We start from the raw sequence: 21,306 nt of genomic DNA on the forward strand, positions 1-21,306 counted from the left end.
TAAAGCCTGATGATTGTAACGTTTTTTTAGGCTGGAGCACCTGAAAACTGGCGGTTAAACTAATGAGCAAACTATCACTTCGTGGATCAGGCTGGACATGGAACTAAAAGCAACATCATTAGGCAAGCGCCTGGCGCAACATCCGTACGACAAGGTTGTCCTTCTCAACGCCGGGGTGAAAGTTTCCGGCGAACGCCACGAATATCTTATTCCATTCAATCAGTTGCTGGCCATTCACTGTAAGCGCGGCCTGGTGTGGGGCGAGCTGGAGTTCGTCCTGCCTGCCGATAAAGTCGTGCGTCTGCACGGTACGGAATGGGCTGAAACTCAGCGCTTTCATCATCATCTGAATACCCTCTGGCAGCAGTGGAGCGCAGAGATGAGTCAGGTGGCCGAGCAAGTATTGCAGCAGGTTTTGGCGGATATCGCTCAGAGCCAGGAGCAAAAAAAATGGCTGACCCGCGCCCAGACGGCGGGGATGCAGCAGCGCATTCAGCAGGCGCTGACCGCGCTGCCACTGCCTGTTTCTCGTCTTGATGAGTTTGAAAATTGCCGCGAACCGTGGCGCAAATGCAAAGCATGGCTGACGGATATCGATCGAAGCCGACTGGCGCACAACCAGGCCTGGACGGATGAGATGCTGACCCAGCACGCTGACTTTTTCAAAAATATCGAATCGTCGCCGCTAAATCCGGCTCAGGCGCGTGCGGTGGTGAACGGAGAGCACTCGCTGCTGGTGCTTGCGGGCGCGGGCAGCGGTAAGACCTCTGTGCTGGTGGCGCGAGCCGGATGGTTGCTCGCCCGAGGTGAAGCAACGGCGGATCAGATTTTGCTCCTGGCCTTTGGCCGCAAGGCGGCGCAGGAGATGGACGAGCGCATTCAGGAACGTTTGCACACGCGTGATATCAGCGCGCGAACCTTCCATGCGCTGGCACTGCATATTATTCAGCAGGGCAGCAAAAAAGTGCCGGTTATCAGTCAGCTGGAAAACGACACCCAGGCCAGGCTGTCGCTGTTTGTCACCACCTGGCAACAGCAATGCAGTGAGAAAAAGGCGCAAGCAAAAGGGTGGCGGCAGTGGCTGGAAGAAGAGTTGAACTGGACTGTGCCGGAAGGCAGTTTCTGGCAGGATGAGAAACTGGCGCGCCGTCTCGGTTCACGCCTCGATCGCTGGGTGAGCCTGATGCGCATGCACGGTGGTTCGCAAGCGGAGATGATTGAGAATGCGCCAGAAGAGGTGCGGGCGCTGTTTTCCAAACGCGTCAAACTGCTGGCTCCGCTTCTCAAAGCCTGGAAATCAGCGCTGAAAGAAGAGAATGCTGTGGATTTCTCGGGGTTAATTCATCAGGCAATTATCATCCTCGAAAAGGGGCGTTTCGTGAGTCCGTGGAAGCATATTCTGGTGGACGAGTTTCAGGATATCTCCCCACAGCGTGCGGCGCTGCTGGCTGCGCTGCGCGCGCAAAACAAACACACCTCACTCTTCGCGGTGGGCGATGACTGGCAGGCAATTTACCGCTTTAGCGGCGCGCAGCTGTCGCTGACCACGGCGTTCCACCACTATTTTGGCGAGGGTGACCGCAGCGATCTCGACACCACGTACCGTTTTAACTCGCGCATCGGCGAAATCGCCAACCGCTTTATTCAGCAGAACCCCCATCAGCTGGTGAAACCGCTGAACAGCCTCTCCGCCGGGGATAAAAAAGCGGTGACGCTGTTGCCCCAGGATCAGCTGGAACCTTTGCTGGATAAGATGAGTGGGTATGTCAAAGCCGAGGAGCGGATTTTGGTGCTGGCGCGTTATCACCATCTGAAACCGGCGATCCTCGAGAAAGCCGCCACGCGCTGGCCAAAACTTACGATCGATTTCATGACCATCCATGCCAGCAAAGGGCAACAGGCAGATTACGTGATTGTCCTTGGGCTGCAGGAGGGGAGTGACGGCTTCCCTGCACCGGCGCGCGAATCGGTGATGGAGCAGGCGCTGCTGCCTGTGGTAGAGGATTTCCCGGATGCAGAAGAGCGACGTCTTCTGTATGTGGCCATCACCCGCGCACGTCATCGCGTCTGGCTGCTGTTTAACAAAGACGAACCCTCACGCTTCGTGGAGATTCTGAAGAATATCGATGTGCCGGTGGCGAAGAAACCTTAAGGATAAAAGCCGGGACAGGCGGAGCCGCCGCCCGGCAAACACTTACTTCAAGCGCTCAGCCAGATAGCGCGGATAATCCGGAATCAGGATCTCAATCGGCGCGTTGAACTGCGGTGACTCAATAATAAAGTCCGCCGTAGAGAGGTTAGTGGCGACCGGGATATTCCAGACGGTGGCCAGGCGCAGCAAGGCTTTCACATCCGGATCGTGCGGCACCGCGTTCAGCGGGTCCCAGAAGAAAATCAGCACATCAATTTTCCCTTCCGAAATCTGCGCGCCCACCTGCTGGTCGCCGCCCATCGGGCCGCTCAGCATGGCGTTCACGTTCAGCCCGGTTTCACGTTGGATCAGATTACCGGTGGTGCCCGTTGCCGAAAGGGTGTGCTTTTCAAGCAACGCCTGGTGGCGCTGAACCCAGTTCAGCAGCATTTTTTTGCAGTGATCGTGCGCGACCAGAGCAATGTGTTTGCGCTCTGGCAGGGTACGTGTCGTCAGTTCCATAATCTCTTTCCGTCAGGTTCAGGTTAACTGGCTACACGATGACGGGAACCGCCTGAGGCTGCAAGAGAAAGGGCAAAAAAAATGCGGCTTAAGACGAAGGTTGTTGCTTTGCCCACTGTAAAAATCGCGTGCGGGTGTCGGGATCGGCCTGCTGGAACCAGAATTTGAGGCGCTGCTCGGTAAGCGTCTGCGACTGCGGCGGAATCACGTCCAGCTCCGAAACGCCGGACAGCAGCGTGCTGTCATCCGCCATCATGGTAGCAAATTTCGGCAGTGACGCCGTTTTACCCGCTTTGTTATAGCGCTCCGTATCCGCTTCGTAATCCAGCCCCTTCGGCGTTTTAGTGAGGGCCAGAATATCCAGTTTCACCGGAATGGGCATCGCATCGCCGTCGAGTAATTCCAGTTTCGGTGTGGCCTCAAAAGCGTCGGACTCTTTTTCCGTTTCCAGCCGCGGTAGATTAAAATTAACCTGACTGATCTTTTGCGTGTTGAAGCTCACCACCAGCGGCGGGGAGATATAGAGACGTTGTTCGTGGTTGGAGAGGCGAATGTTTTTTTCGACGCGAAAGACGATCTGGTGCGGCCCATTATCCAGCTCAATGCTGTCGGCACCGCGCAGGAGCGAACTGGACACTTTTTTACCGTCCAGTACCAGCAGATCGATGTCGGTAGATAATCGCAGCGTCGTGGCATATACGCAGACCGGCATCAATAATGCAATCACAGCAGAGGCAATGCCGGTCTTCATAGGATGCTCCTGTCGAAAAGTCTTTCGTCGTAATAATGTATCTAAATTTTTCGATAAACACGTTTACTAACATATAGACATATTCCCGGGTTTTGCCCTCATACAGATGTATGGGATGAATGGTTGCCTGATGTGCTTTGACGTACACTTAAAAAAAAGCCAGGAGAAACATTATGAAAGAGAACGATATTGTCGGCATTCTGACCTCCACCCATACCATTGCGCTGGTGGGCGCCAGTGATAAACCCGATCGCCCGAGCTATCGGGTGATGAAATATCTTCTCGACCAGGGCTATCACGTCATCCCCGTGTCACCAAAAGTCGCGGGTAAAACTCTGCTGGGGCAGCAGGGGTACGCCACCCTTGCGGATGTGCCTGAAAAGGTGGATATGGTGGATGTGTTCCGTAACTCCGAGGCGGCCTGGGGTGTTGCGCAAGAGGCGATTGCCATTGGCGCGAAAACCCTGTGGATGCAGCTGGGCGTGATTAACGAACAGGCGGCCGTGCTGGCGCGCGATGCGGGATTAAACGTGGTGATGGATCGCTGCCCGGCGATCGATATTCCGCGTCTGGGTCTGGCGAAGTAATAAAAAAAGCCCGAGCGATTCGGGCTTTTTTAAGGTTAGTTCCGCAGGCGCGGGGCCTGGAGCTGTTTGCGGATGGTCTGGGCCAGTTCATCCATTGAAGGCTGCTCCGGATGTTCCTTTTGCAGTTCACTGCTTAACTGCGCTTCGGCGAGATAAGTGTGAACCGGCTGGCCATCGTCGTCTTCCATAACCACATGGTACCAGGGTGCGGCGCGAAGCTCGGCGTTTACCGCCAGCTCATCCGCTGACGGTTCATCAAGGGAGTATTCCGGGTCAATATCCACCACCACACCCAGATACCCTAACAGGGAGTGGCGCACCTGCTGGCCGATACCGTATTTGCTGGCAATCATAGTCACCTCCCGGGAAATGTTACTTACATCCGATGTATGGGCAACATTCCACTTTTCAAGCTACATGACGCGACAGGCAAACCCTTTCAGATACAGCCCTTCCGGGTAGGTAGCGATCACCGGGTGATCGGCCGCCTGACGGAACTGCTCTATAAATTGTACATCACGGCCCGCATCTACAGCGGCATCTGCGATCAGTTTCTGAAATAAATCGGTGGTCATCAGGCCAGAGCAGGAGAAGGTCAGCAAAATGCCGCCTGGATTGAGCAGCTGAATGGCAAGCATGTTGATGTCTTTATAGCCACGGCAGGCGCCCATCAGCTGGCTTTTGTTTTCCACGAACTTCGGCGGGTCCATCACGATGACATCGAATTTCTCCCCCTGATCGCGGTATTTGCGCAGCAGCTTGAACACGTCATCGCGGACAAATTCGGCTTTGCTCAGATCCAGCTTGTTCAGCTCAACGTTCTGTTTCGCCACGTCCAGCGCTTCCTGCGAGGTGTCGACGCTGACCACCTGGCTGCACCCGCCCATCAGTGCCGAAACGGCAAATCCGCCGGTGTAGGAGAAGCAGTTCAGCACGCGTTTATTCGCAACGTACTGGCGCGTCGCCAGGCGGCTGTCGCGCTGATCGAGGTAATAGCCGGTTTTATGGCCACCCCGGATGTCGACGTACAGCTTCATACCATGCTCTTCAATGGGCAGCAGGGCAGGCGGCAGTTCACCGGTGACCGGACCTTGCGTCAGCTCCATCCCCTCTTTTTTACGCACCGCGACATCGCTGCGATCGTAAATAGCGCAGTCTGGGTAAAGGCCCTGCAGGGCACTGATTAACGCGGCGCGCTGATACTCTGCGCCTGCGCTCAGGAGCTGAAGCACCAGAAAATTACCGAAGCGGTCGATGGTCACGCCCGGCAGACCGTCGGACTCGCCGGCGATCAGTCGATAGCTGTCCAGCCCGTCACGTTTCGCCAGCCAGTCACGCCACTCCTGCGCCTGCTGTAAACGGCGAGTGAAGAAGGCGATGTCGATGGTTTCGTCTTTATCAAAGCTCCAGACGCGCGCACGGATCTGTGAAGCAGGCGAGTATGCGCCGCGCGCTAACCATTTCCCCTGATGGTCAACAATATCGATGGTTTCACCGAGGCTGGCTTTCCCTTCCATGCGGGCAACGGCACCAGAAAACACCCAGGGATGACGGCGCAATAATGATTTCTCGCGCCCTTTGGCTAACACTAAACGTACACTCATAATTTGCTATTCTGTTGATTCAATGAATTGGCGGCCATTTTCCCGAGTTCAGTGGGGAAATGCAACGCGCCAGACAGGATTAAGGGGAACGATGATGTCAAAAGTCTGCACAATCGCCTGGGTTCACGGCACCGTTCAGGGCGTCGGGTTTCGCTACAGTACGCAGCGCGAAGCGTTACAGCTTGGGCTGACGGGCTATGCGCGCAATATGGATGACGGCAGCGTGGAGGTGGTGGCCTGTGGCGACGCTGAGCAAGTCGAAAAACTGGTCGCCTGGCTGAAAGCGGGCGGGCCACGCAGCGCGCGGGTTGAAAAGGTATTAACCGAACCGCATCAACCCGGCCGCGACTATGTGGATTTCGGTATTCGCTATTAAATACACTTCACGGGCTTGGGCAAACCGGCGATTTTGGTCGCCTGTTTCGCTGGCCCTTTCGGGAACAGGCGATACAGATAGCGGCTATTGCCTTTCTCTTCGCCAAACTTGTTGGCCATCGCCTTCACCAGCATACGGATGGCGGGAGAGGTGTTGAATTCCAGATAAAAGTCGCGCACAAAGCGCACCACTTCCCAGTGCTCCGGCGTCAGGGTAATAGCCTCTTTCTCGGCAATCACCTCGGCAAGGCCTTCGCTCCACTGGCTGCTCTCTTTCAGATAGCCGTCGTTATCGGTTTCTATCTCTTTACCTTCAAAGCTCAACATAGTCATTCACACGTCAATCGAAAACCCGCGCAGTGTACCAAAAAACAAAGCCCCGCATAAGCGGGGCTTGATTCGACGCACTGTCTGTTAATCGCGGCTGGCGAAGCCCAGGATGCTCAACAGGCTGACGAAGATGTTGTACAGCGACACATACAGGCTCACGGTAGCGCGAATGTAGTTCGTTTCGCCGCCGTGAATGATGTTGCTGGTTTCATAAAGGATCGCCCCGGAGGAGATCAGGATGAACACCGCGCTAATCGCCAGGTGCAGGGCAGGCAGCTGCAGGAAGATGTTTGCCACCATGCCGACCAGCACAATCACAATACCCGCCATCAGCATTCCGCCGAGGAAAGACATGTCTTTACGGGTCGTCAGGACGTAAGCGGAGCAGCAGAAGAACACCAGTGCCGTACCACCCAGCGCCATGCCAATCACATCACCCATGCCCGCAGACAGATAGGCGTTGAGGATTGGTCCCAGGATATAACCCAGGAAGCCGGTAAAAGCGAACGCAGACAGAATACCAATCGGTTTGTCAGCGGTTTTGTAGGTCAGGAACATCAGACCATACATGCCCACCAGCGTCAGAATCAGGCCCGGAGACGGCAGCATCAGCACGGTGCTGGCCGTTGCGGTCATGGCGGAAAACGCCAGGGTCAGGCTGAGCATGAAATAGGTATTGCGCAGCACTTTGTGGGTGCTGAGTAGCGATGTGCGGTCGCGTGAAGAACTAATAATACGATCCATGAGTCACTCTCTTATGACAGATGTAATTAACGGCAAGAATAAGAAAGGTCTTGCCAGTTACAAAGTGGTTTTACCCATCTTTACTCAGCACCTTAGGGCTTGCGATGGTGCTTTGTTTCAAAGAAATCCATTTCAACAGAATGAATATCGGTTTGACGAATTTAATCAGATCAACATCTTATAGGTTACTGAAAAATATTGCCTTATTTATCTTTGAGCGCTAAGAGTGAATACGCATCGTCAAAAACCCACAATAAGGCGAAACAATGAAATCAGCATCACGCACTCACTTTACACTCTCTTTACTGACGGCAGGGATCTTGTGCGCCAGCACAACGGCCTGGGCGGCCAGTGTACCAGCAGGAACACAGCTGGCAGAGAAACAGGAACTGGTCAGGAATAACGGCAGCGAGCCGGCATCGCTCGATCCCCACAAAGTCGAAAGCGATGTCGAATTCAATATTATCAGTGATTTGTTCGAAGGGCTGGTGAGTGTCTCACCGGCGGGGGAGATTCAGCCGCGCCTGGCAGAGAAATGGGAAAATAAAGACAACACCGTCTGGACCTTCCACTTGCGTCCTGGCATCAACTGGAGTGACGGCTCTGCTATTACCGCTCAGGATATTGTCTGGAGCTGGCAGCGTCTGGTTGATCCTAACACCGCGTCACCCTACGCCAGCTACCCTGGTAACATGCATATTGTGAATGCGACCGATATCGCGCAGGGCAAGCAAAAGCCCGACACGCTGGGCGTGAAGGCGATTAACGACACCACTCTCGAAGTGACGCTGACGCAGCCGAATGCGGCGTTCCTCGCCATGCTGGCGCACCCGTCGCTGGTGCCGGTCGATAAAGTGCTGATAAGCCGCTTCGGCGACAAGTGGACCAAACCCGAGCACTTTGTCAGCAGCGGCGCGTACAAACTCTCACAGTGGGTGGTCAACGAACGCATCGTTGCTGAGCGTAACCCGCGCTACTGGGATAACGCCCACACGGTGATCAATAAAGTGACGTATCTGCCGATCACCTCTGAAGCCTCGGACGTGAACCGCTACAAAGCGGGTGAGATTGATATCGTCTATACGGTGCCCATCAACCAATTTGCCCAGCTGAAGAAAACGCTGGGCGCAGAGCTGGATGTCTCCCCGCAGCTTGCCACCTATTACTACGAATTCAACACCACCCGACCGCCGTTCAACGACATGCGCGTGCGTAAAGCGTTAAACATGGCTCTGGATAAGGACATTATCGCCGAGAAAGTATTAGGGCAGGGGCAGCGCCCGGCATGGGTGATCAGTCAGCCGGACATCGGCGGCGTGAAACTTAAGGCGCCGGAGTACGCGAGCTGGCCAATCGACAAACGCATCGCAGAGGCGAAAAAACTGCTCAGCGAAGCGGGATTCAACGACAGCCATCCGCTCAGTTTCAATCTGCTCTATAACACGTCGGAATCCCATCAGCGTATCGCCATCGCCGCCAGCTCAATGTGGAAGAAAAATCTCGGCGTGGAAGCGAAGCTGCAAAACCAGGAGTGGAAAACCATGCTGGACACCATGCACACGCACAATTTTGATGCCGTGCGCTACGCCTGGATTGCCGACTACGATGACGCCGCAACCTTCCTGAACAATTTCCGCACCGGCGACAGCGAAAATACCAGCCAGTACAGCAACCCGGCCTATGACAAAGCGCTGGTGGATGCGGCGAAAGCAAAAACGACCGAGGAGCGTGGCAAGTTCTACCAGCAGGCGGAAGACCTGTTGGGCCAGGATGTGCCCGCTATTCCGGTGTATCACTACGTCCGTACGCATTTGATTAAGCCATGGGTGGGTGGATTTACGCCGGATAAACTGGGTTATTACTTCACGAAGGACATGTACATCAAAAAGCATTAAGCCGGAAACGGGCTATTTTGTGCTGACAAAATAGTCAATGCGTTGTTATTTCAACCGATTAACACCGTTTTGGCTATTTTTGAAGCAAACGAACACATTGATGCTTTACACGAAGTACGGAGGTGTTTATAGTGCGCCCCATACCGGAAGCGTGGCCGAGCGGTTGAAGGCACCGGTCTTGAAAACCGGCGACCCGAAAGGGTTCTAGAGTTCGAATCTCTACGCTTCCGCCAAATTAAACAAGGGGTTACCGAAAGGTAGCCCCTTTGTTCTTTGGGGTGTTGGTATGGTGTTGGTATATTCACTTGGTATATTTTCCTGTCGTAGTCTCTCTCTTTACCCCTCCTCACCCATCATTGGAACATCCAGCGTTGGAGAAATTTTCACCTTCCGATCATAAGTCACAACCTGACTTTCCGTTTTGTGTCCACTGAACAACTGCTTCTCTTTACTGCTTCCCTCATAATCTGAAATAGCTTTGGCTTTAATATCGTGGAAGGTTCCCGGAATTGACCTGCCCAGTTTTAGAGCTGCGGCTTTCTTTGCGTTATTCCACCAGGTATTGAAGGTTTTCTTGTTCATCCTTCCACCTGTGGGTGAAGGAATAACGTAACCAGATGCTGACTTGTTCGCAAAATGCTTGCTTGCCAGGTTGATAGCTGCTTGCAGGCGTGGCGTCCATTTTTTGATCTGCTTTTTCCCGGTCTTGTTTTGCTCGATGAAAATGCCGTCTGCGCGTAGGTCTGGGATCTGTAAATCAAACACATCACCCTCGCGCGCCGCACAGAGATAAGATATCTCCATTGCTATCTGCACTTCCGCTCTGGCGCATTCATAGATTGCTAAGTAGTCCTCATCAGGGATGTAAACGTCGCGGTCCAAGAGTGTGAACTTTCTAATACCCCTGCAGGGATTTCCCCTTACATATCCCCGCTCAAAACCCCAACCAAACACCCGAGACATACTCGACACTTCCTGATTGGCCTGGTTTTTACTGGTCATCCCGCGTTTATCCATATAAATACGGACCTGCTCAATTTTAATATCGTCGGCTTTCATGCTCCCAAAGACAGCCAGTAACTTTTTCTGATGCTGCTTATAGTCAGACTGGGTTCTGATCGCTAAATCAGTAAAAGCCGGGCTGGCAAGAAACATCCCCCACAGCCTGGAAAAAGTCATGACGTCGTGGCGCTTTGCCTTTTCCTCCTCATAACGCTGCCAAAGCTTTGACATGCTGGTATCACGAATTTTACCCAGAGTAACGCTTAGCTTTGTCCCTTTTGGCTTCCAGACGTAGCTATATTTATTTTTGGTAACCCGAGGAGGAAGCTGAGCGTCCTTTGGGTTCTTGCGTGGTCTTCCCATAAATGGCGTCGAAGTTAGGTTCTGTTGCAACATATTCGTCAACCTTTGGTAATTCAGTCGTATTTGGTGCCAGATTTCGACGCAGAACGATTGGCCTGTTTTTTCCATCGGTGGTAAATGGAATACCGTGGCAACGCAGCTGCCGTTGCTGTTCTGTGTAACGCCGATAGCCCGTAATTTCTGCAATTTCCGCTGGTGACAGTGTAAGTTCATGCATGGCTATCACCTCCGATAACCAGCCAGCGAATATTAACTGGCTGGTGGATTAAACAGTGAAAATTGAAAATCAGTTTGCACGGGTTTGTTATTTCCCTGACCACGTACGGTTACTATTCCTTCATCTACAAGAGCAACACTCAGCGCCAGATTGGCGCGAGCTTCCGTTTTGTGTGTCTGCCAGTGAACTGCATCTTGTTTTCCTGATTTCTGGGTCGCTTTGATTAAATGGAAGAATTCCATATCGGGCCCTTAATTTTGGTTGTAAAATACCCGCAGCTAATGATTGCCGCCTTGGGTAGTGGTCATTGGTCAAAACTCGATTCCGGAAAGCTTTGGTCGGCTGACCGGGTACTTAACCCGCCTTGCGCGGGTTTTGTGCTTTTAGGGGCTGGTAACAGACATTGATCACAACTCGATTAAAACTTGAAAGTTGGCTGTTGGTCTTCAGCCGGTTTGTACGGGTAACACACTCCTTTAACGTGCTGCTCTGCGGCAGCTGCATTACAAGCAGGCTCGGTCTGATAAACGCCGAGCATGATGTCTGAGCATTCCCCGGTGAGGGCACAGACAGTAACTATCAATGCAAAGAACGAGCTCATGCGTTTAGCTCTGGATTACCTTTCTGTGCAAGTAAATAGCAAAGCTTGCGGACCAGAACTTCAAACAGGTTAAGGCGTACGGCTTGGCAGCCTGTTTTTTTGCGTGAGAAATCGATCATAAGAAATTCCCTCTAGTAATTCTGAATATAAAGAATGTGTTAACATCATCTTGCCGGAATCTTATCCGTGTCCGGCGCACGAAAGCCACATGCCAGTGTGGTTATCTCCATCAAATGCTTAAACATCTCCAATGGAGGATAAAATGCGTATTAATCAGTTTGGTGATACAGATCGTCCTATGCCTGATGGGCAAGTCCCATATCGCCCAGCGCCATCGCCGAGGCCGCCATCAACACCGTGAGGTAATTCATGACCCGGGAATCATTGCTTTTTAATATTCGATATTCATTTCATATCGAAACGATGCAAGCCACTTTTTACAATCGGCTGGACAGATTTATGTCCTTTGCACAGATTATGCTCGGGTCGGCAATATTTGCTGCGTACGGTAGTTCGCCCACCTTTGGTGCAGTAGTAGCAGGCATCTCAGCTATCAGCTTTGTCTGGCAACCAGGCAAAATTGCTATGCTCTGTGAAGTTCAGGCAAAGAAAATGAAAGAACTAATTAACAAGCCATCCTCAGTTTCGGATGAAGACCTTCACGCCGCTTACTTAAGAGCAGAGGAGGGCGATAATCCTACACTTGGCCTCTTGCGCGATGCTGCATATAAACGAGCACTGATAGCTATGGGCCGGTCATCGGAATCATTAGACATTCGCTTAAGCATCCCAGAAAAAATTGCCTCTTGGATTGCTGGCGATTTACCTAAAGATGAATGACTCACCAAACTGATTTTTAAAGAGCAAGGCGTCCTCATGGGCGCTTTTTTTATGCCTGTAACGCTAGGCTGGCGGAACGATAAACCTGCTGCGCGAATGTCTTGCCATCTCATCCGGTGTTTCGTATGCCGCCGGCAGCTACTTCGTGGGCCTCCTGCCTTGATGACTGATTTTCTAAAATCAGACTACAAATAAATATGTCAGTCGTCAATGTATAATTGACAAATATAATTGCATTGATTGTTTTTGTAGGTGCTATTGGCAAGGTTCTAGACGAAAAAAAGGCCGCATATAGCGGCCTCAGTATCGTTGGAGGTTAGTCTTTGGAAGGGGCTGGCTCAATCTTTCTCTTGCTGAGGAATTCAGCCATAAATTTATCGAGTTCTTCTAAGCGGTCACTGGCTAACTGTATGAATTTGGTTTGCTCAACTTCAGGCAACTGATCAAAAACCTCTAACAACGCAGCTTGTTTCTCGTTTAAAACCGTTTTGCTTGCGCTGGTCGCGTTGAGAAGTACCTCTTCTTCATCAGTTAAAAAGAACCAATACAGCGGCTTACCCAACGCTTCGGGGAATAACGCCAACTTTTCCTTACGTGGAAAGTTGCCTGTATTGCACCAGTTACTGACCGTTTGTGAGTTAACTCCCACTCTTCGGCCCAGCTCAGATTGAGATATCCCAGCTTCATCAAGAGCTCGTAACAGTCTTTGTTCGAAGTTCATGTTCGTATCCAAATCAAACCCATAAGTAAGCATACAAAGTTTCTTATCAGATGTGACTGATTAAGTTTCTTGACACTGACAAATTATTTATCAATGATGTGATTTATAAATTGGGAGGAAGCATGAAAGAACATATTCAACAAAAAATCATTTCGCTCTGTGGCAGTCAATCCGAACTGGCTCGCCGCTTGGGCAAAAACTCACAAACCGTTTCTGTCTGGTTTCGTACTCAGGTTGCCAGCACCGAGGTACTTAACGCATGCAGGGTTTTAGACTGGAAAGTAATTCCACATGAATTACGTCCTGATCTTTATCCCAATCCAACAGATGGTTTACCTCAAAGGGAGGCTTAATCATGCAGTCAGCCACTTATCAACATCATACCCAGCATTTGGCTGGGCCGTTGAAAACAAAAAATCAGTTTAAGGTGCGTCGGCGAGACAACTTTAAACACCGTTCAGTTCAGGCAGCAGTTCGAGAGTGGGAATCTACTTTACCCGGTCAGTCACAGGAAAAGATTTCGCAGCTGGTGGCCGAGCAGTGGGCGAAGGAAGGGGGCCGTGGTATCGCAGTCAACAAGCAGAATTTATTCCGATATCTGCGAAATGAAAGTGGCTCGGAGAAATACACCGCTTACGTCATACAGCTATCGGGGGCAATCGTCGCTGCTATGCCCATCGAGATCGCCAGGAAGCATGGACTCAGTAACGCCAGAACGGAAGCCGAGCTGGTGGCGAGCGCAATCAAAGAATGCAGTGAGGCGCATCAGGCGAAGTTGCTGGGCGCACCGCTGCAAAAGCTTGAGAAGGAGATCCGGGAAGCAGCAATCGCTTTATTCAACATGTTACCTGCTGACGCGGCGGGACCACTACTAGCGAGCATCAGCGCCGTAGCGCCGCAATTTTTTTAATCGAGTTTTGACCAATGACCACCAGCGATGCTGGTTAAAAAGAGGTTTTTGATGGCCCGCATCAGAACAGTTAAACCTGAATTCTGGACAGATGAGAAGGTGGTGGAATGTTCAATTCCAGCACGCTTACTGTTTATCGGGTTGTTTAACTTCGCAAACGATATGGGGTGTCTTGAGCGTTCACCTAAACGGCTCAAGATGCAAATATTCCCGGCTGACATGATTGATTGTGAACCGCTGCTTTTAGAACTGATAACTCATGGACTACTCAGTGAGTATTCAGTGAGTGGTGTTAATTACCTCCAAATAAAAGGATTTCTTAAGCATCAGAAAATCAATCGCCCGTCGGCCACAAAAATACCGCTTCCTCCTGAATTCACTGAATCGGGCAAGGATGTCGGGGGTAATTCAAACACCAATCATCGAGGCCTCAGTGAAGACTCAGTGAGTACTCATGGAGAGGTCAATGATCCCTCACTGACGGATACGGATACGGATACGGAAGGGAAAGTAATAAACCCCTCTCTTAGCGCAGGACATACAGAAATCCCCGGTGGGGTAGCTCCACCGCCAGAGCCAACTGCCCCACGTTACCTGGAAGGCATGAATGAACCGATCGGTAAATTCACAATGTCATGCTCCTGGTTGCCGTCCAGAGAGTTTCGACAGCGCGCGGCTATGTGGGGGATCGCTTTGCCTGATCCTGATTATCTCGTTACCGAGCTCGCAGAGTTCACGTCGTACTGGATGTCTGAGGGGAAGGTCTTTACTCAGGTGCAGTGGGAGCAGAAATTTGCCAGGCATGTACAGCGTGTGAGAACGAACCTAAAACCACAGACCGGAGGAAAGCAAAATGCGGCAGTTCAATCAGAACCAACAGCATCCCGAGCTGTACAGCAAATTCAGTCCGCACACGCAGAGTGGCGACGCCGGAACGGACTTGATGGCGACGGAGACGGCGTGGCGGTTATGGCAGGTGATGGGGGAAATCTTCTCAAACCGCTGGACGCAGAAGAATGGGGCAGAGCCTACGGCCCTCTGGATAGCTCAGATCGGTTCGATGACTGAGGCGCAGATCAAATTGGTCTGTCAGCAATGCATGGAGCGCTGCGCATTAGGTAATACCTGGCCCCCCGATCTCGCTGAGTTTGTTTCGCTGGTTTCAGAGAGTGGAGCTAATCCCTTCGGGCTGACATCTGAACGGGTCATGACGGAGTATCGTCGCTGGCGTAACGAGTCTTATCGTTTTTCGGGGAGTGATAAATATCCGTGGGCGCAGCCTGTGCTGTATCACATCTGCATCGAAATGCGCAGAACTGGCGTTGAGCGCCAGATGACTGAGGGGGAACTTAAAAAACTGGCTGAAAAGCTGTTAACCAAATGGGCGAAGCACGTAATCAACGGGCTGTCGGTTCCACCAATTCGTCGCCAGCTTGCTGCACCGCAGCATCCGGCAGGGCCAACTCCGGCACAGCTGCTGATGGAAGAGTATAAGCGCCGCAAAGCGGCAGGTTTAACCAATTAATCGAGTATTGACCAATGACCAAATCCTTAACCCAAAAAGAGCAGGTGGCAGTTTTTGTACGCTACCAACCGAACTGTGCAGTTGGCGACGTTTCCGAGGCGCTTGATATGCATGCCGCTACAGCTGGGAAGTTACTGAGAGAGTTAAGTGACGAAGGGATATTAAACCGGACACGTAACAGCGTTCAGTTTACTTATTCGGCTGCCTCTGATGCGGAAATTCCTGAGGTGGTACTTCCGTGCATGGTTGAAAAAAGCGATCCGGTCATGATGCAAGCTGCCGAGAAAAAAGCGAAGGAGCTTGAGGAGAAGGGCCTGTGGCGACGTGCTGCAGCTGTGTATACGGATATGTTTGGGATCGCAGGGAGTTCTGTTGAGGTTGCCCGTATTGCTAAGCGTCGCAAAGACTGCCTGCGCCAGGCGGGGAGGGCATAACCGATGCCGAGACCTAAATCACAAAGTGAGCAGGCTCAAATCATCACGCGGATCATCGAGTTGGTGAAGGAGCATGGACGCACCACGACAAATGACGTCGTTGCGATGTTCGATCTGCATCGCACGACTGCGGAGAAATACATCCGTACAGCCGTTCAGCGTGGAGAACTTATCCGTTATGGCCGGTGCGGCATTTTCCGTGATCAGCGTGCTGTTATCGACTTTGACCTGAAACGCTTTTCACACAACAAAACATAAGGCTGATGTAAAAAGATTGCCGCTATCCGCGGCATCTACAAACTCTTAAAGGTCCGCTATGAGCGAAGAGCAGAAGTCCGTAGTTGAATCATCATGAATCTTGCTCACAATGCCGTGTGTCAAGTAACTGGTAACAGGTCAACTATGGTCTGGCTAAAGTGGATCGGTAATATGCAAATTTATTTAGGTAGAAGTAATAAAAAACTCAACGGAATTCTATAATATCTGTTGTCTAAGGGGGGGCCTTGAACCGCCTCCGATTTGGCTACAGTAGACTTATTGAGAATTTGCAGACCACTATGGCGAAGGTCGTCGGTGCCAGCTACAGGGAAAGGGGATCATCTTGTCCGTAAAAATTGATTTCGAAAATAAATCGCCAATTGCCAGTATTTCGTTGGAAGGTTGGGCTCAGCCGCTTGTCGAATTCCTCGCACGGTATTTTACCATTGATAAAGACATGCTTCATTTGGACTACTCCCACCTATTAACTGAAAACTCTAGTACTAGTGTTACGCATTGGAAATATTATTCGCTTACTGCGCGTGAGAACTTTATTCAAGAATTCGAGATCGCGGCACAGGACGGGCAGATAGCGCTGACCTTAAAAATTCTCGGACACGGATCCACGGGGATCGAGAAGTCGTGCTCTATCTTGAACCAAACTTCTTACCGGTGCGCCCAGCAGACCTTCAGTGATAGCATACTTAATGGCGACCCCTCGGCGTTACGCGAAACCATTGTAGCGAAAATCGAGCCGCGTGCTATTTGGGTTGAATGGTTGCTCGAAAACCGTTCATATCGGAATAAATATTTGGCCGATCATCACATCATGAAGGCGTTGGTGGTCAATACGTCCGAAAAAGATTGCATCCATGTTCTTCAACTAGTCGCCCCTACTCACGGAGAGAAAAGTTGGGCTTTCGATCAACTGATCCAGCAGTATTGGCAGTGTGTATTCGACTACCTGAAAAAAAATATCGACAGACCGTTGGACTATTCAAGCAACAGAATGCCTGAGGTCGTCTTAACTCTATTTAAGAATTCGTCGAAGGTGCAGGCGTGCCGGCGGGTCTGTGAACAGGTTTTTGAACGAGCCGCTCCGACAGTCTTTCCTGAGCTAATCGAACATTGCTGTGCGATCTTGCCGGAGGATGTACGTAGTTTGTTCCTGCGCTTGAACATCCATTCGAAGAGAGAGAAGTATGACTATATCAAGGTGTGCGTTGCCAAAGCCTATTCGAAGCTTGCTACATTGAACGTGGACACCATACCCTCGGACCTCGCGCTTGCGGCGGCCTGGCACAAAGTTGGAGACCCAGCGCGGTCTAGCCAGCAAAGAGTTGCTGCCAGCCTCAGAGAATTGCCATCTCTGCCGTGGGTCCGAGAATCGCTGTGGACACAACTAGGCCCGGCCGCCCGCGAGGCCTGGCGACAGGATCTATTCGAACAGGTGAATGAGGATCCTGAATTAGCCCAGGGGCTCCTCAATTTTGCTTGCCTTTGGCTCGAGCAGACGGCATTCGCCGAAGTCGAGCCAGTGCTTTTGCGATTGATGGATGACGAGGAACATCTGGCGTTTGCGAATCGGCTTGTAAGCACTGATGTAAGGCAACTGCAACTGAGATGCAAGGGTCTACTACGGTCTAAGCAGGGTGCACTGGACCTAGAGGGGCCGGTAGACCGGGGCGACGGAGCCGCTGAGTTGCCTAGCGTTGGAGCCCAAACTTGGCTGAGCGATCCTTCCGTGGAGCAAGTCATCTATAGGGCGCTTAGCCAGATTGAGGAAAAATTTTGTCGCGAATACTCGGAGACCTGGGGAGAGGACGAGGAAGCCCATACGGCGCGCCTCCTGACTTTGACGATGGAGGCGATCGGCAATGTGAGCAGCCAGTTGCATCAACTCTCGATTACGGCGCGGGGGAGGTATCCGAGCCTAACAGTGAAGGTACGTCAACCCAGCAAGCGGGAGGAAGGGGCGAATACACCAGCCGGTGCTCCGCTGGGGGCAGACATGCTGTTCCTGAGTCGTATCGTGGAAAAGGGAGAAACAGTTATTCAGCGTGCGACCCTTATGCAGGTGAAAAAGCGCAGAGGCACTAAATCGGGGAAGGGGTTCAGTTCGACGGTAGACATCAACCTGAAGCAGTGCGAGGACATACTCAAGCAGTCAGAACACGCCTACTATCTGTTCGCGACTCCGGCCTCGTCTCGCCCGGTTCTCTGGGTTGCCCCTGCGCGGCTCGTTAGGAATTTGACCCAGTTGCACACGAGCAAAAGCACTGTTTCGGCGTTGCAGGTGCGGGACGCCAGCTGCTCCTACGCGGATTTTTTTCTGCGCGAGCTTGTTGGCCTGTGGGCTGGCGACGAGCATGAGGACATCATCGCTGTCGCCAACGGCGAGCATCGGCTTGGGCGAACACCTCGGCACATTGTTGAAATCGAGGTGCGCCGCCAATCTGATTAATGCTTCGGGGAGAAATCCATGCTCCAACTATAGGGCAGGATCGTCTACCAAGGCGGGGTCAGTCCAGTCTATTTGACTAACCCCCCCCCCCGTTGCTTGCCACAGATTGTTCTCATTAACGTCCGCTCCTGGCACGAAGCGGACCAGGTAACTGAGGTGAAGGTCCGCTGTGAGCGATGAGCGGAAGTTCGGAGTTCATTCTTACATTGAGCTATGAGGAGCACAATAAACCGCTGCAGCGTTCCCAAGTCCACCGAGGGTTCAAATAGTGATGTCTCGGTGAAATATGCCTAGAGGAATACGGTACCGCTTTAAGCAGTCTCGTGTTGATGAGCGCGTTCAAGGCCTGAAGGGATTAGTATAGTCAGCGCTAGCAGGGTGCGAGACATAGCCGCAAGACAGCATATTACGCAACACACACTCGCGGGCACAAGTGATCTGAAAGAGTGCCAGGATCTGACCCTTCGAATGAAGTGCAGTCGTTTGTCTTGATCAAAGTCGCTATCTGCCAGGCTGACGAAGAGAGGAACATACTAACAGATTTTATTGTCGTCCTCGATGAATAGGGTCCAACACGTCATTCCGCTACAAATCACATACCATGCTCTCATACAGCGTCCTTATATCTACGGTCTTATACAAAAGTCACTATATTCATGAGGTTGCAGATTGATATAGTTCCTGAAATTCCACTTTGTCAGGTTTTTTCTTTGATTGATAAGTAGGGTAAGTCATCCCTGAAACGATAGTTAAGGATTTTTTTGCCTCTTCGCACCCAAACCTATTCAAAATTGATAACAAAAACAATATAATGAGAAAAAATTACTGATACATACTGCTATGGAACTGAACTTATGTTGGTGGAATATTGGAATATCTCCACCTGTCAAATCAGAAAAAAAAGATAAAACAGAAGCTATTAATCTGGCTAAACATTATATAAAGAAAATCTCACAAGAAAAAAGTGTTGATTTCTTTGGTATTTGCGAAATATCAGACGATGAAGCAATTGACTTTAAAGATTTGGCTGACAAGCTACATTTAGAGTACCTAGATTTATCTGGCACAGTGGGAAGGGTCATAATTGATATATCAATTATGTATGAAGCATCAAAATTAGAATTCATATCACACAAATACATTACAAAAATACAGCCAGATGATCGAACATTACGTGTAGGTGTTAGAACTGTATTCAAAGACATTAAAACAGACAATCTACTTTCTATATTTCTATCTCATTGGCCATCAGTTTTAAGCGCAACAGAAAAAACTCGAGAAGATGTAGCGGAGGCGTTGCGTAATAATATTACAAAAATAATGGATGATCACGGGAGTGACTCACAGATAATATGTATGGGCGATTACAATACTAACCCATATTCTGTAGCTATAAGTGATAAGCTATATGCAACCAGAGACTACCACCAGATACAGAAGAAAAGGAAACTGCTGTTCAACCCATTTTGGTATCTTCTTTCAGATAAAAAGACAAATAACATTGGTACTTATCACTACAAATCAGGCTCGGCCAACAGATGGCATGTCTTTGATCAAATGCTGTTTTCTTCTTCATTCCTTTTTGGTGGCGATAAATGCCTACGATTAGATATGAATAGCCTTGATTTTCATCGAGTCATGAGTGAGGATAACCTATGTTTAGATCAACGATTCTTCAAATCTTTTGATCATTACCCTATATTTTGCAGGATTCATCATGACCATTAAAAACGAAGAACTTATAACTAGATTAAGAAATTCATTGGAAAAAGCAAATGTAACACTGAAGTTAAAAGCTAGGATAGAGGAGGACATGTCTTCAGTGTTAGATATACTAAAAGAATTAACTTCAGACTCCATCGATTATTATATCATGGAAAACAACCCAGTTATCCCTTCATATAAAGACTGCTCGAAGCTAATTCGATTAAAAAAGAAATCGAATGGCGATTACTCTTCAGGAATAGTATTATTTGGTTTTAGTATTAACGATTCAACAGGTTATCCCTTACAGTTAGAAACCGAAAGTGAATATTTTGAATGCAGCGATGTTGACGAAATGAAAGAATGTGTTGCTGTCATAATAGAAAAAAAGTCAATAGATATTATGAAATTAATATCCGAAGACAGTGATTTTATTCCATTCTAGTCTATTCGTTTGCTTGATTAATCTGTAATGAACCGGCTAACAAGAGTATTATTACAATAATCCTATTTACCGTAAACGCCTTATTACCAATACCATAAAACAGGTCTGCAGACTGCGGACCTGTTACCTCGATGCCACTCGCGAACGGCTCCCCGGTGATCACCTCTTACAGTCGTTTATTACTTCCGCTTCTGGCACGAAGCGGACCCCCTCGAGCCATGCGACTACCAAAGTTTCTGGTAGATGAACGCTGTTTTTGCGTGGTGTGAAATTAATTCAATATATATAATTGAATGTTCTAATTATTTTTCGACAGTCGCTAACAGCGATTCATCTTTCCTCAAATGATGTGGCTATTTGCAATTTGTGCGGTTAAGGCGTTGATCAAACTCACCCCGCAGTGTACTGTATAAACATACAGTTAAAGCAGCGGAGGCATTTATGAAAGTTGAATTAACCATTGATCGCACTAAAGAACTTCCAAATGGCGCGGTCCCGGCGCTGGAAAAAGAATTATTAAAACGACTCCAGACTCAGTTCGATGAGTGCAGTCTGGTTATAAGCCGTGCAGGCTCGGATGGGTTAAACGTTTACAGTGGCGAAAAGGAAGTTAAGAAGAAGGTTGAGGAAATCCTCCAGCAGACTTGGGAAAGCGCAGGCGACTGGTTTTATTGATACAGCATGCAATAACTTTCCAGTTTGGAGGGGGGATTGGTGAAACCAAAAGAAGAATTACCGAACAGGGGCTACGCGGTCATCAGATGCCACGATGGGGTAATCGTTGCAAGACTACACTCATTTCCTGACAGCGCGCGCGCACTCATGTACAGACGTGGTGATGAAGTATCATTCATGCCGTTGCAGGATGATGAAATGGTTGGAA

At 50.2% G+C, this 21,306-nt stretch carries 26 protein-coding genes and 1 tRNA gene; 16 read left to right on the forward strand and 11 right to left on the reverse strand.

Features of this window, described 5'->3' with window-relative positions; genetic code table 11:
- Window positions 1–97: 97 nt before the first annotated feature.
- Window positions 98–2,152 (forward strand): DNA helicase IV, encoded by a 2,055-nt coding sequence (helD, locus tag ABIE11_RS20305; protein WP_429185252.1) that lies wholly within the window; start codon window positions 98–100, stop codon window positions 2,150–2,152.
- 42 nt (window positions 2,153–2,194) lie between these two features.
- On the opposite strand, the gene mgsA is transcribed toward helD, so the two are convergent.
- Both mgsA and csgI read right to left on the reverse strand, forming a co-directional pair.
- Complete coding sequence (gene mgsA, locus ABIE11_RS20310; RefSeq protein ID WP_100780679.1) at window positions 2,195–2,653, reverse strand: methylglyoxal synthase; 459 nt, start codon at window positions 2,651–2,653, stop codon at window positions 2,195–2,197.
- 88 nt (window positions 2,654–2,741) lie between these two features.
- Window positions 2,742–3,404, reverse strand: coding sequence for a curli synthesis inhibitor (csgI, locus tag ABIE11_RS20315; protein WP_429185254.1), 663 nt, complete (start codon window positions 3,402–3,404; stop codon window positions 2,742–2,744).
- Between the two features lie 173 nt (window positions 3,405–3,577).
- Between csgI and ABIE11_RS20320 the strand changes: the two genes are divergently transcribed.
- Window positions 3,578–3,991 (forward strand): CoA-binding protein, encoded by a 414-nt coding sequence (locus ABIE11_RS20320; protein ID WP_100780677.1) that lies wholly within the window; start codon window positions 3,578–3,580, stop codon window positions 3,989–3,991.
- Window positions 3,992–4,026: 35 nt separating this feature from the next.
- Here ABIE11_RS20320 and hspQ read toward each other — a convergent pair whose 3' ends face one another.
- The gene (gene hspQ, locus ABIE11_RS20325) at window positions 4,027–4,344 is read right to left on the reverse strand and encodes a heat shock protein HspQ (RefSeq protein WP_100780676.1); all 318 of its coding nucleotides are present in this window, start codon (window positions 4,342–4,344) and stop codon (window positions 4,027–4,029) included.
- A 60-nt stretch (window positions 4,345–4,404) separates the two neighbouring features.
- Window positions 4,405–5,595: a 23S rRNA (cytosine(1962)-C(5))-methyltransferase RlmI gene (gene rlmI, locus ABIE11_RS20330; protein ID WP_268196487.1), complete on the reverse strand. Its 1,191-nt coding sequence runs from the start codon at window positions 5,593–5,595 to the stop codon at window positions 4,405–4,407.
- Window positions 5,596–5,689: 94 nt separating this feature from the next.
- Between rlmI and yccX the strand changes: the two genes are divergently transcribed.
- Window positions 5,690–5,971 (forward strand): acylphosphatase, encoded by a 282-nt coding sequence (yccX, locus tag ABIE11_RS20335; protein ID WP_100780674.1) that lies wholly within the window; start codon window positions 5,690–5,692, stop codon window positions 5,969–5,971.
- Here yccX and tusE read toward each other — a convergent pair.
- Window positions 5,968–6,297 carry a sulfurtransferase TusE gene (gene tusE / locus ABIE11_RS20340; RefSeq protein WP_100780673.1) on the reverse strand — a complete coding sequence of 110 codons (330 nt, stop codon included), beginning with the start codon at window positions 6,295–6,297 and terminating at the stop codon, window positions 5,968–5,970. The genes yccX and tusE overlap by 4 nt on opposite strands.
- Window positions 6,298–6,384: 87 nt before the next feature.
- A complete protein-coding gene (gene yccA, locus ABIE11_RS20345) occupies window positions 6,385–7,044 on the reverse strand; it encodes an FtsH protease modulator YccA (RefSeq protein WP_107703913.1) in 660 nt (219 codons plus the stop codon).
- A gap of 266 nt (window positions 7,045–7,310) precedes the next feature.
- Between yccA and ABIE11_RS20350 the strand changes: the two genes are divergently transcribed.
- A complete protein-coding gene (locus ABIE11_RS20350) occupies window positions 7,311–8,939 on the forward strand; it encodes an ABC transporter substrate-binding protein (RefSeq protein ID WP_429185257.1) in 1,629 nt (542 codons plus the stop codon).
- 145 nt (window positions 8,940–9,084) lie between these two features.
- Window positions 9,085–9,172 (forward strand) — tRNA-Ser (locus ABIE11_RS20355).
- A gap of 103 nt (window positions 9,173–9,275) precedes the next feature.
- On the opposite strand, the gene ABIE11_RS20360 is transcribed toward ABIE11_RS20355, so the two are convergent.
- The 4 genes from ABIE11_RS20360 to ABIE11_RS20375 all read right to left on the reverse strand — a co-directional run bounded on the left by ABIE11_RS20360 (window position 9,276) and on the right by ABIE11_RS20375 (window position 11,122).
- Window positions 9,276–10,304 (reverse strand): tyrosine-type recombinase/integrase, encoded by a 1,029-nt coding sequence (locus tag ABIE11_RS20360; RefSeq protein ID WP_429185296.1) that lies wholly within the window; start codon window positions 10,302–10,304, stop codon window positions 9,276–9,278.
- Window positions 10,243–10,521: a DUF4224 domain-containing protein gene (locus ABIE11_RS20365; RefSeq protein WP_409255621.1), complete on the reverse strand. Its 279-nt coding sequence runs from the start codon at window positions 10,519–10,521 to the stop codon at window positions 10,243–10,245. Before ABIE11_RS20365 ends, ABIE11_RS20360 begins: the two co-directional genes overlap by 62 nt.
- A 32-nt stretch (window positions 10,522–10,553) precedes the next feature.
- Entirely contained in the window at window positions 10,554–10,763 is a 210-nt protein-coding gene (locus ABIE11_RS20370; RefSeq protein WP_429185300.1) for a hypothetical protein, read from the reverse strand.
- 176 nt (window positions 10,764–10,939) lie between these two features.
- Window positions 10,940–11,122, reverse strand: a complete 183-nt coding sequence (locus ABIE11_RS20375) for a DUF1482 family protein (protein ID WP_429185259.1) — start codon at window positions 11,120–11,122, stop codon at window positions 10,940–10,942.
- 369 nt (window positions 11,123–11,491) lie between these two features.
- Here ABIE11_RS20375 and ABIE11_RS20380 point away from each other — a divergent pair, with 369 nt between their 5' ends.
- Complete coding sequence (locus tag ABIE11_RS20380) at window positions 11,492–11,962, forward strand: hypothetical protein (RefSeq protein ID WP_429185261.1); 471 nt, start codon at window positions 11,492–11,494, stop codon at window positions 11,960–11,962.
- Window positions 11,963–12,278: 316 nt separating this feature from the next.
- Here ABIE11_RS20380 and ABIE11_RS20385 read toward each other — a convergent pair whose 3' ends face one another.
- Window positions 12,279–12,683, reverse strand: coding sequence for a helix-turn-helix domain-containing protein (locus ABIE11_RS20385; protein ID WP_429185263.1), 405 nt, complete (start codon window positions 12,681–12,683; stop codon window positions 12,279–12,281).
- Between the two features lie 122 nt (window positions 12,684–12,805).
- Between ABIE11_RS20385 and ABIE11_RS20390 the strand changes: the two genes are divergently transcribed.
- The 10 genes from ABIE11_RS20390 to ABIE11_RS20435 all read left to right on the forward strand — a co-directional run bounded on the left by ABIE11_RS20390 (window position 12,806) and on the right by ABIE11_RS20435 (window position 21,098).
- Window positions 12,806–13,036, forward strand: coding sequence for a transcriptional regulator (locus ABIE11_RS20390; protein WP_429185265.1), 231 nt, complete (start codon window positions 12,806–12,808; stop codon window positions 13,034–13,036).
- Between the two features lie 2 nt (window positions 13,037–13,038).
- The gene (locus ABIE11_RS20395) at window positions 13,039–13,593 is read left to right on the forward strand and encodes a toxin YdaT family protein (protein WP_429185267.1); all 555 of its coding nucleotides are present in this window, start codon (window positions 13,039–13,041) and stop codon (window positions 13,591–13,593) included.
- A gap of 27 nt (window positions 13,594–13,620) precedes the next feature.
- The gene (locus ABIE11_RS20400; protein WP_429185269.1) at window positions 13,621–14,661 is read left to right on the forward strand and encodes a DnaT-like ssDNA-binding domain-containing protein; all 1,041 of its coding nucleotides are present in this window, start codon (window positions 13,621–13,623) and stop codon (window positions 14,659–14,661) included.
- Window positions 14,573–15,118: a replication protein P gene (locus tag ABIE11_RS20405; RefSeq protein WP_429185298.1), complete on the forward strand. Its 546-nt coding sequence runs from the start codon at window positions 14,573–14,575 to the stop codon at window positions 15,116–15,118. Before ABIE11_RS20400 ends, ABIE11_RS20405 begins: the two co-directional genes overlap by 89 nt.
- A 14-nt stretch (window positions 15,119–15,132) precedes the next feature.
- Window positions 15,133–15,552: a PerC family transcriptional regulator gene (locus ABIE11_RS20410; protein ID WP_429185271.1), complete on the forward strand. Its 420-nt coding sequence runs from the start codon at window positions 15,133–15,135 to the stop codon at window positions 15,550–15,552.
- Window positions 15,553–15,555: 3 nt separating this feature from the next.
- Window positions 15,556–15,810 carry a DUF977 family protein gene (locus ABIE11_RS20415; protein ID WP_429185273.1) on the forward strand — a complete coding sequence of 85 codons (255 nt, stop codon included), beginning with the start codon at window positions 15,556–15,558 and terminating at the stop codon, window positions 15,808–15,810.
- 343 nt (window positions 15,811–16,153) lie between these two features.
- Window positions 16,154–18,274, forward strand: a complete 2,121-nt coding sequence (locus ABIE11_RS20420; RefSeq protein WP_429185275.1) for a hypothetical protein — start codon at window positions 16,154–16,156, stop codon at window positions 18,272–18,274.
- A gap of 840 nt (window positions 18,275–19,114) precedes the next feature.
- Window positions 19,115–20,002, forward strand: coding sequence for an endonuclease/exonuclease/phosphatase family protein (locus ABIE11_RS20425; protein ID WP_429185277.1), 888 nt, complete (start codon window positions 19,115–19,117; stop codon window positions 20,000–20,002).
- Entirely contained in the window at window positions 19,992–20,423 is a 432-nt protein-coding gene (locus ABIE11_RS20430) for a hypothetical protein (RefSeq protein WP_429185278.1), read from the forward strand. The genes ABIE11_RS20425 and ABIE11_RS20430 overlap by 11 nt, the downstream gene beginning before the upstream one ends.
- 441 nt (window positions 20,424–20,864) lie before the next feature.
- Complete coding sequence (locus ABIE11_RS20435; RefSeq protein WP_429185279.1) at window positions 20,865–21,098, forward strand: DinI-like family protein; 234 nt, start codon at window positions 20,865–20,867, stop codon at window positions 21,096–21,098.
- Window positions 21,099–21,306 lie beyond the last annotated feature (208 nt).

The organism is Lelliottia sp. 489, from assembly GCF_050435885.1.
GTDB classification, from domain to species: domain Bacteria; phylum Pseudomonadota; class Gammaproteobacteria; order Enterobacterales; family Enterobacteriaceae; genus Enterobacter; species Enterobacter nimipressuralis.

What these genes read in the sequence shown, in the direction of transcription:
- helD (WP_429185252.1), top strand. Translation starts at nt 98, where the DNA reads ATGGAACTAAAAGCAACATCATTAGGCAAGCGCCTGGCGCAACATCCG.
- mgsA (WP_100780679.1), bottom strand. Translation starts at nt 2,653, where the DNA reads ATGGAACTGACGACACGTACCCTGCCAGAGCGCAAACACATTGCTCTG.
- csgI (WP_429185254.1), bottom strand. Translation starts at nt 3,404, where the DNA reads ATGAAGACCGGCATTGCCTCTGCTGTGATTGCATTATTGATGCCGGTC.
- ABIE11_RS20320 (WP_100780677.1), top strand. Translation starts at nt 3,578, where the DNA reads ATGAAAGAGAACGATATTGTCGGCATTCTGACCTCCACCCATACCATT.
- hspQ (WP_100780676.1), bottom strand. Translation starts at nt 4,344, where the DNA reads ATGATTGCCAGCAAATACGGTATCGGCCAGCAGGTGCGCCACTCCCTG.
- rlmI (WP_268196487.1), bottom strand. Translation starts at nt 5,595, where the DNA reads ATGAGTGTACGTTTAGTGTTAGCCAAAGGGCGCGAGAAATCATTATTG.
- yccX (WP_100780674.1), top strand. Translation starts at nt 5,690, where the DNA reads ATGTCAAAAGTCTGCACAATCGCCTGGGTTCACGGCACCGTTCAGGGC.
- tusE (WP_100780673.1), bottom strand. Translation starts at nt 6,297, where the DNA reads ATGTTGAGCTTTGAAGGTAAAGAGATAGAAACCGATAACGACGGCTAT.
- yccA (WP_107703913.1), bottom strand. Translation starts at nt 7,044, where the DNA reads ATGGATCGTATTATTAGTTCTTCACGCGACCGCACATCGCTACTCAGC.
- ABIE11_RS20350 (WP_429185257.1), top strand. Translation starts at nt 7,311, where the DNA reads ATGAAATCAGCATCACGCACTCACTTTACACTCTCTTTACTGACGGCA.
- ABIE11_RS20360 (WP_429185296.1), bottom strand. Translation starts at nt 10,304, where the DNA reads ATGGGAAGACCACGCAAGAACCCAAAGGACGCTCAGCTTCCTCCTCGG.
- ABIE11_RS20365 (WP_409255621.1), bottom strand. Translation starts at nt 10,521, where the DNA reads ATGCATGAACTTACACTGTCACCAGCGGAAATTGCAGAAATTACGGGC.
- ABIE11_RS20370 (WP_429185300.1), bottom strand. Translation starts at nt 10,763, where the DNA reads ATGGAATTCTTCCATTTAATCAAAGCGACCCAGAAATCAGGAAAACAA.
- ABIE11_RS20375 (WP_429185259.1), bottom strand. Translation starts at nt 11,122, where the DNA reads ATGAGCTCGTTCTTTGCATTGATAGTTACTGTCTGTGCCCTCACCGGG.
- ABIE11_RS20380 (WP_429185261.1), top strand. Translation starts at nt 11,492, where the DNA reads ATGACCCGGGAATCATTGCTTTTTAATATTCGATATTCATTTCATATC.
- ABIE11_RS20385 (WP_429185263.1), bottom strand. Translation starts at nt 12,683, where the DNA reads ATGAACTTCGAACAAAGACTGTTACGAGCTCTTGATGAAGCTGGGATA.
- ABIE11_RS20390 (WP_429185265.1), top strand. Translation starts at nt 12,806, where the DNA reads ATGAAAGAACATATTCAACAAAAAATCATTTCGCTCTGTGGCAGTCAA.
- ABIE11_RS20395 (WP_429185267.1), top strand. Translation starts at nt 13,039, where the DNA reads ATGCAGTCAGCCACTTATCAACATCATACCCAGCATTTGGCTGGGCCG.
- ABIE11_RS20400 (WP_429185269.1), top strand. Translation starts at nt 13,621, where the DNA reads ATGCTGGTTAAAAAGAGGTTTTTGATGGCCCGCATCAGAACAGTTAAA.
- ABIE11_RS20405 (WP_429185298.1), top strand. Translation starts at nt 14,573, where the DNA reads ATGGGGGAAATCTTCTCAAACCGCTGGACGCAGAAGAATGGGGCAGAG.
- ABIE11_RS20410 (WP_429185271.1), top strand. Translation starts at nt 15,133, where the DNA reads ATGACCAAATCCTTAACCCAAAAAGAGCAGGTGGCAGTTTTTGTACGC.
- ABIE11_RS20415 (WP_429185273.1), top strand. Translation starts at nt 15,556, where the DNA reads ATGCCGAGACCTAAATCACAAAGTGAGCAGGCTCAAATCATCACGCGG.
- ABIE11_RS20425 (WP_429185277.1), top strand. Translation starts at nt 19,115, where the DNA reads ATGGAACTGAACTTATGTTGGTGGAATATTGGAATATCTCCACCTGTC.
- ABIE11_RS20430 (WP_429185278.1), top strand. Translation starts at nt 19,992, where the DNA reads ATGACCATTAAAAACGAAGAACTTATAACTAGATTAAGAAATTCATTG.
- ABIE11_RS20435 (WP_429185279.1), top strand. Translation starts at nt 20,865, where the DNA reads ATGAAAGTTGAATTAACCATTGATCGCACTAAAGAACTTCCAAATGGC.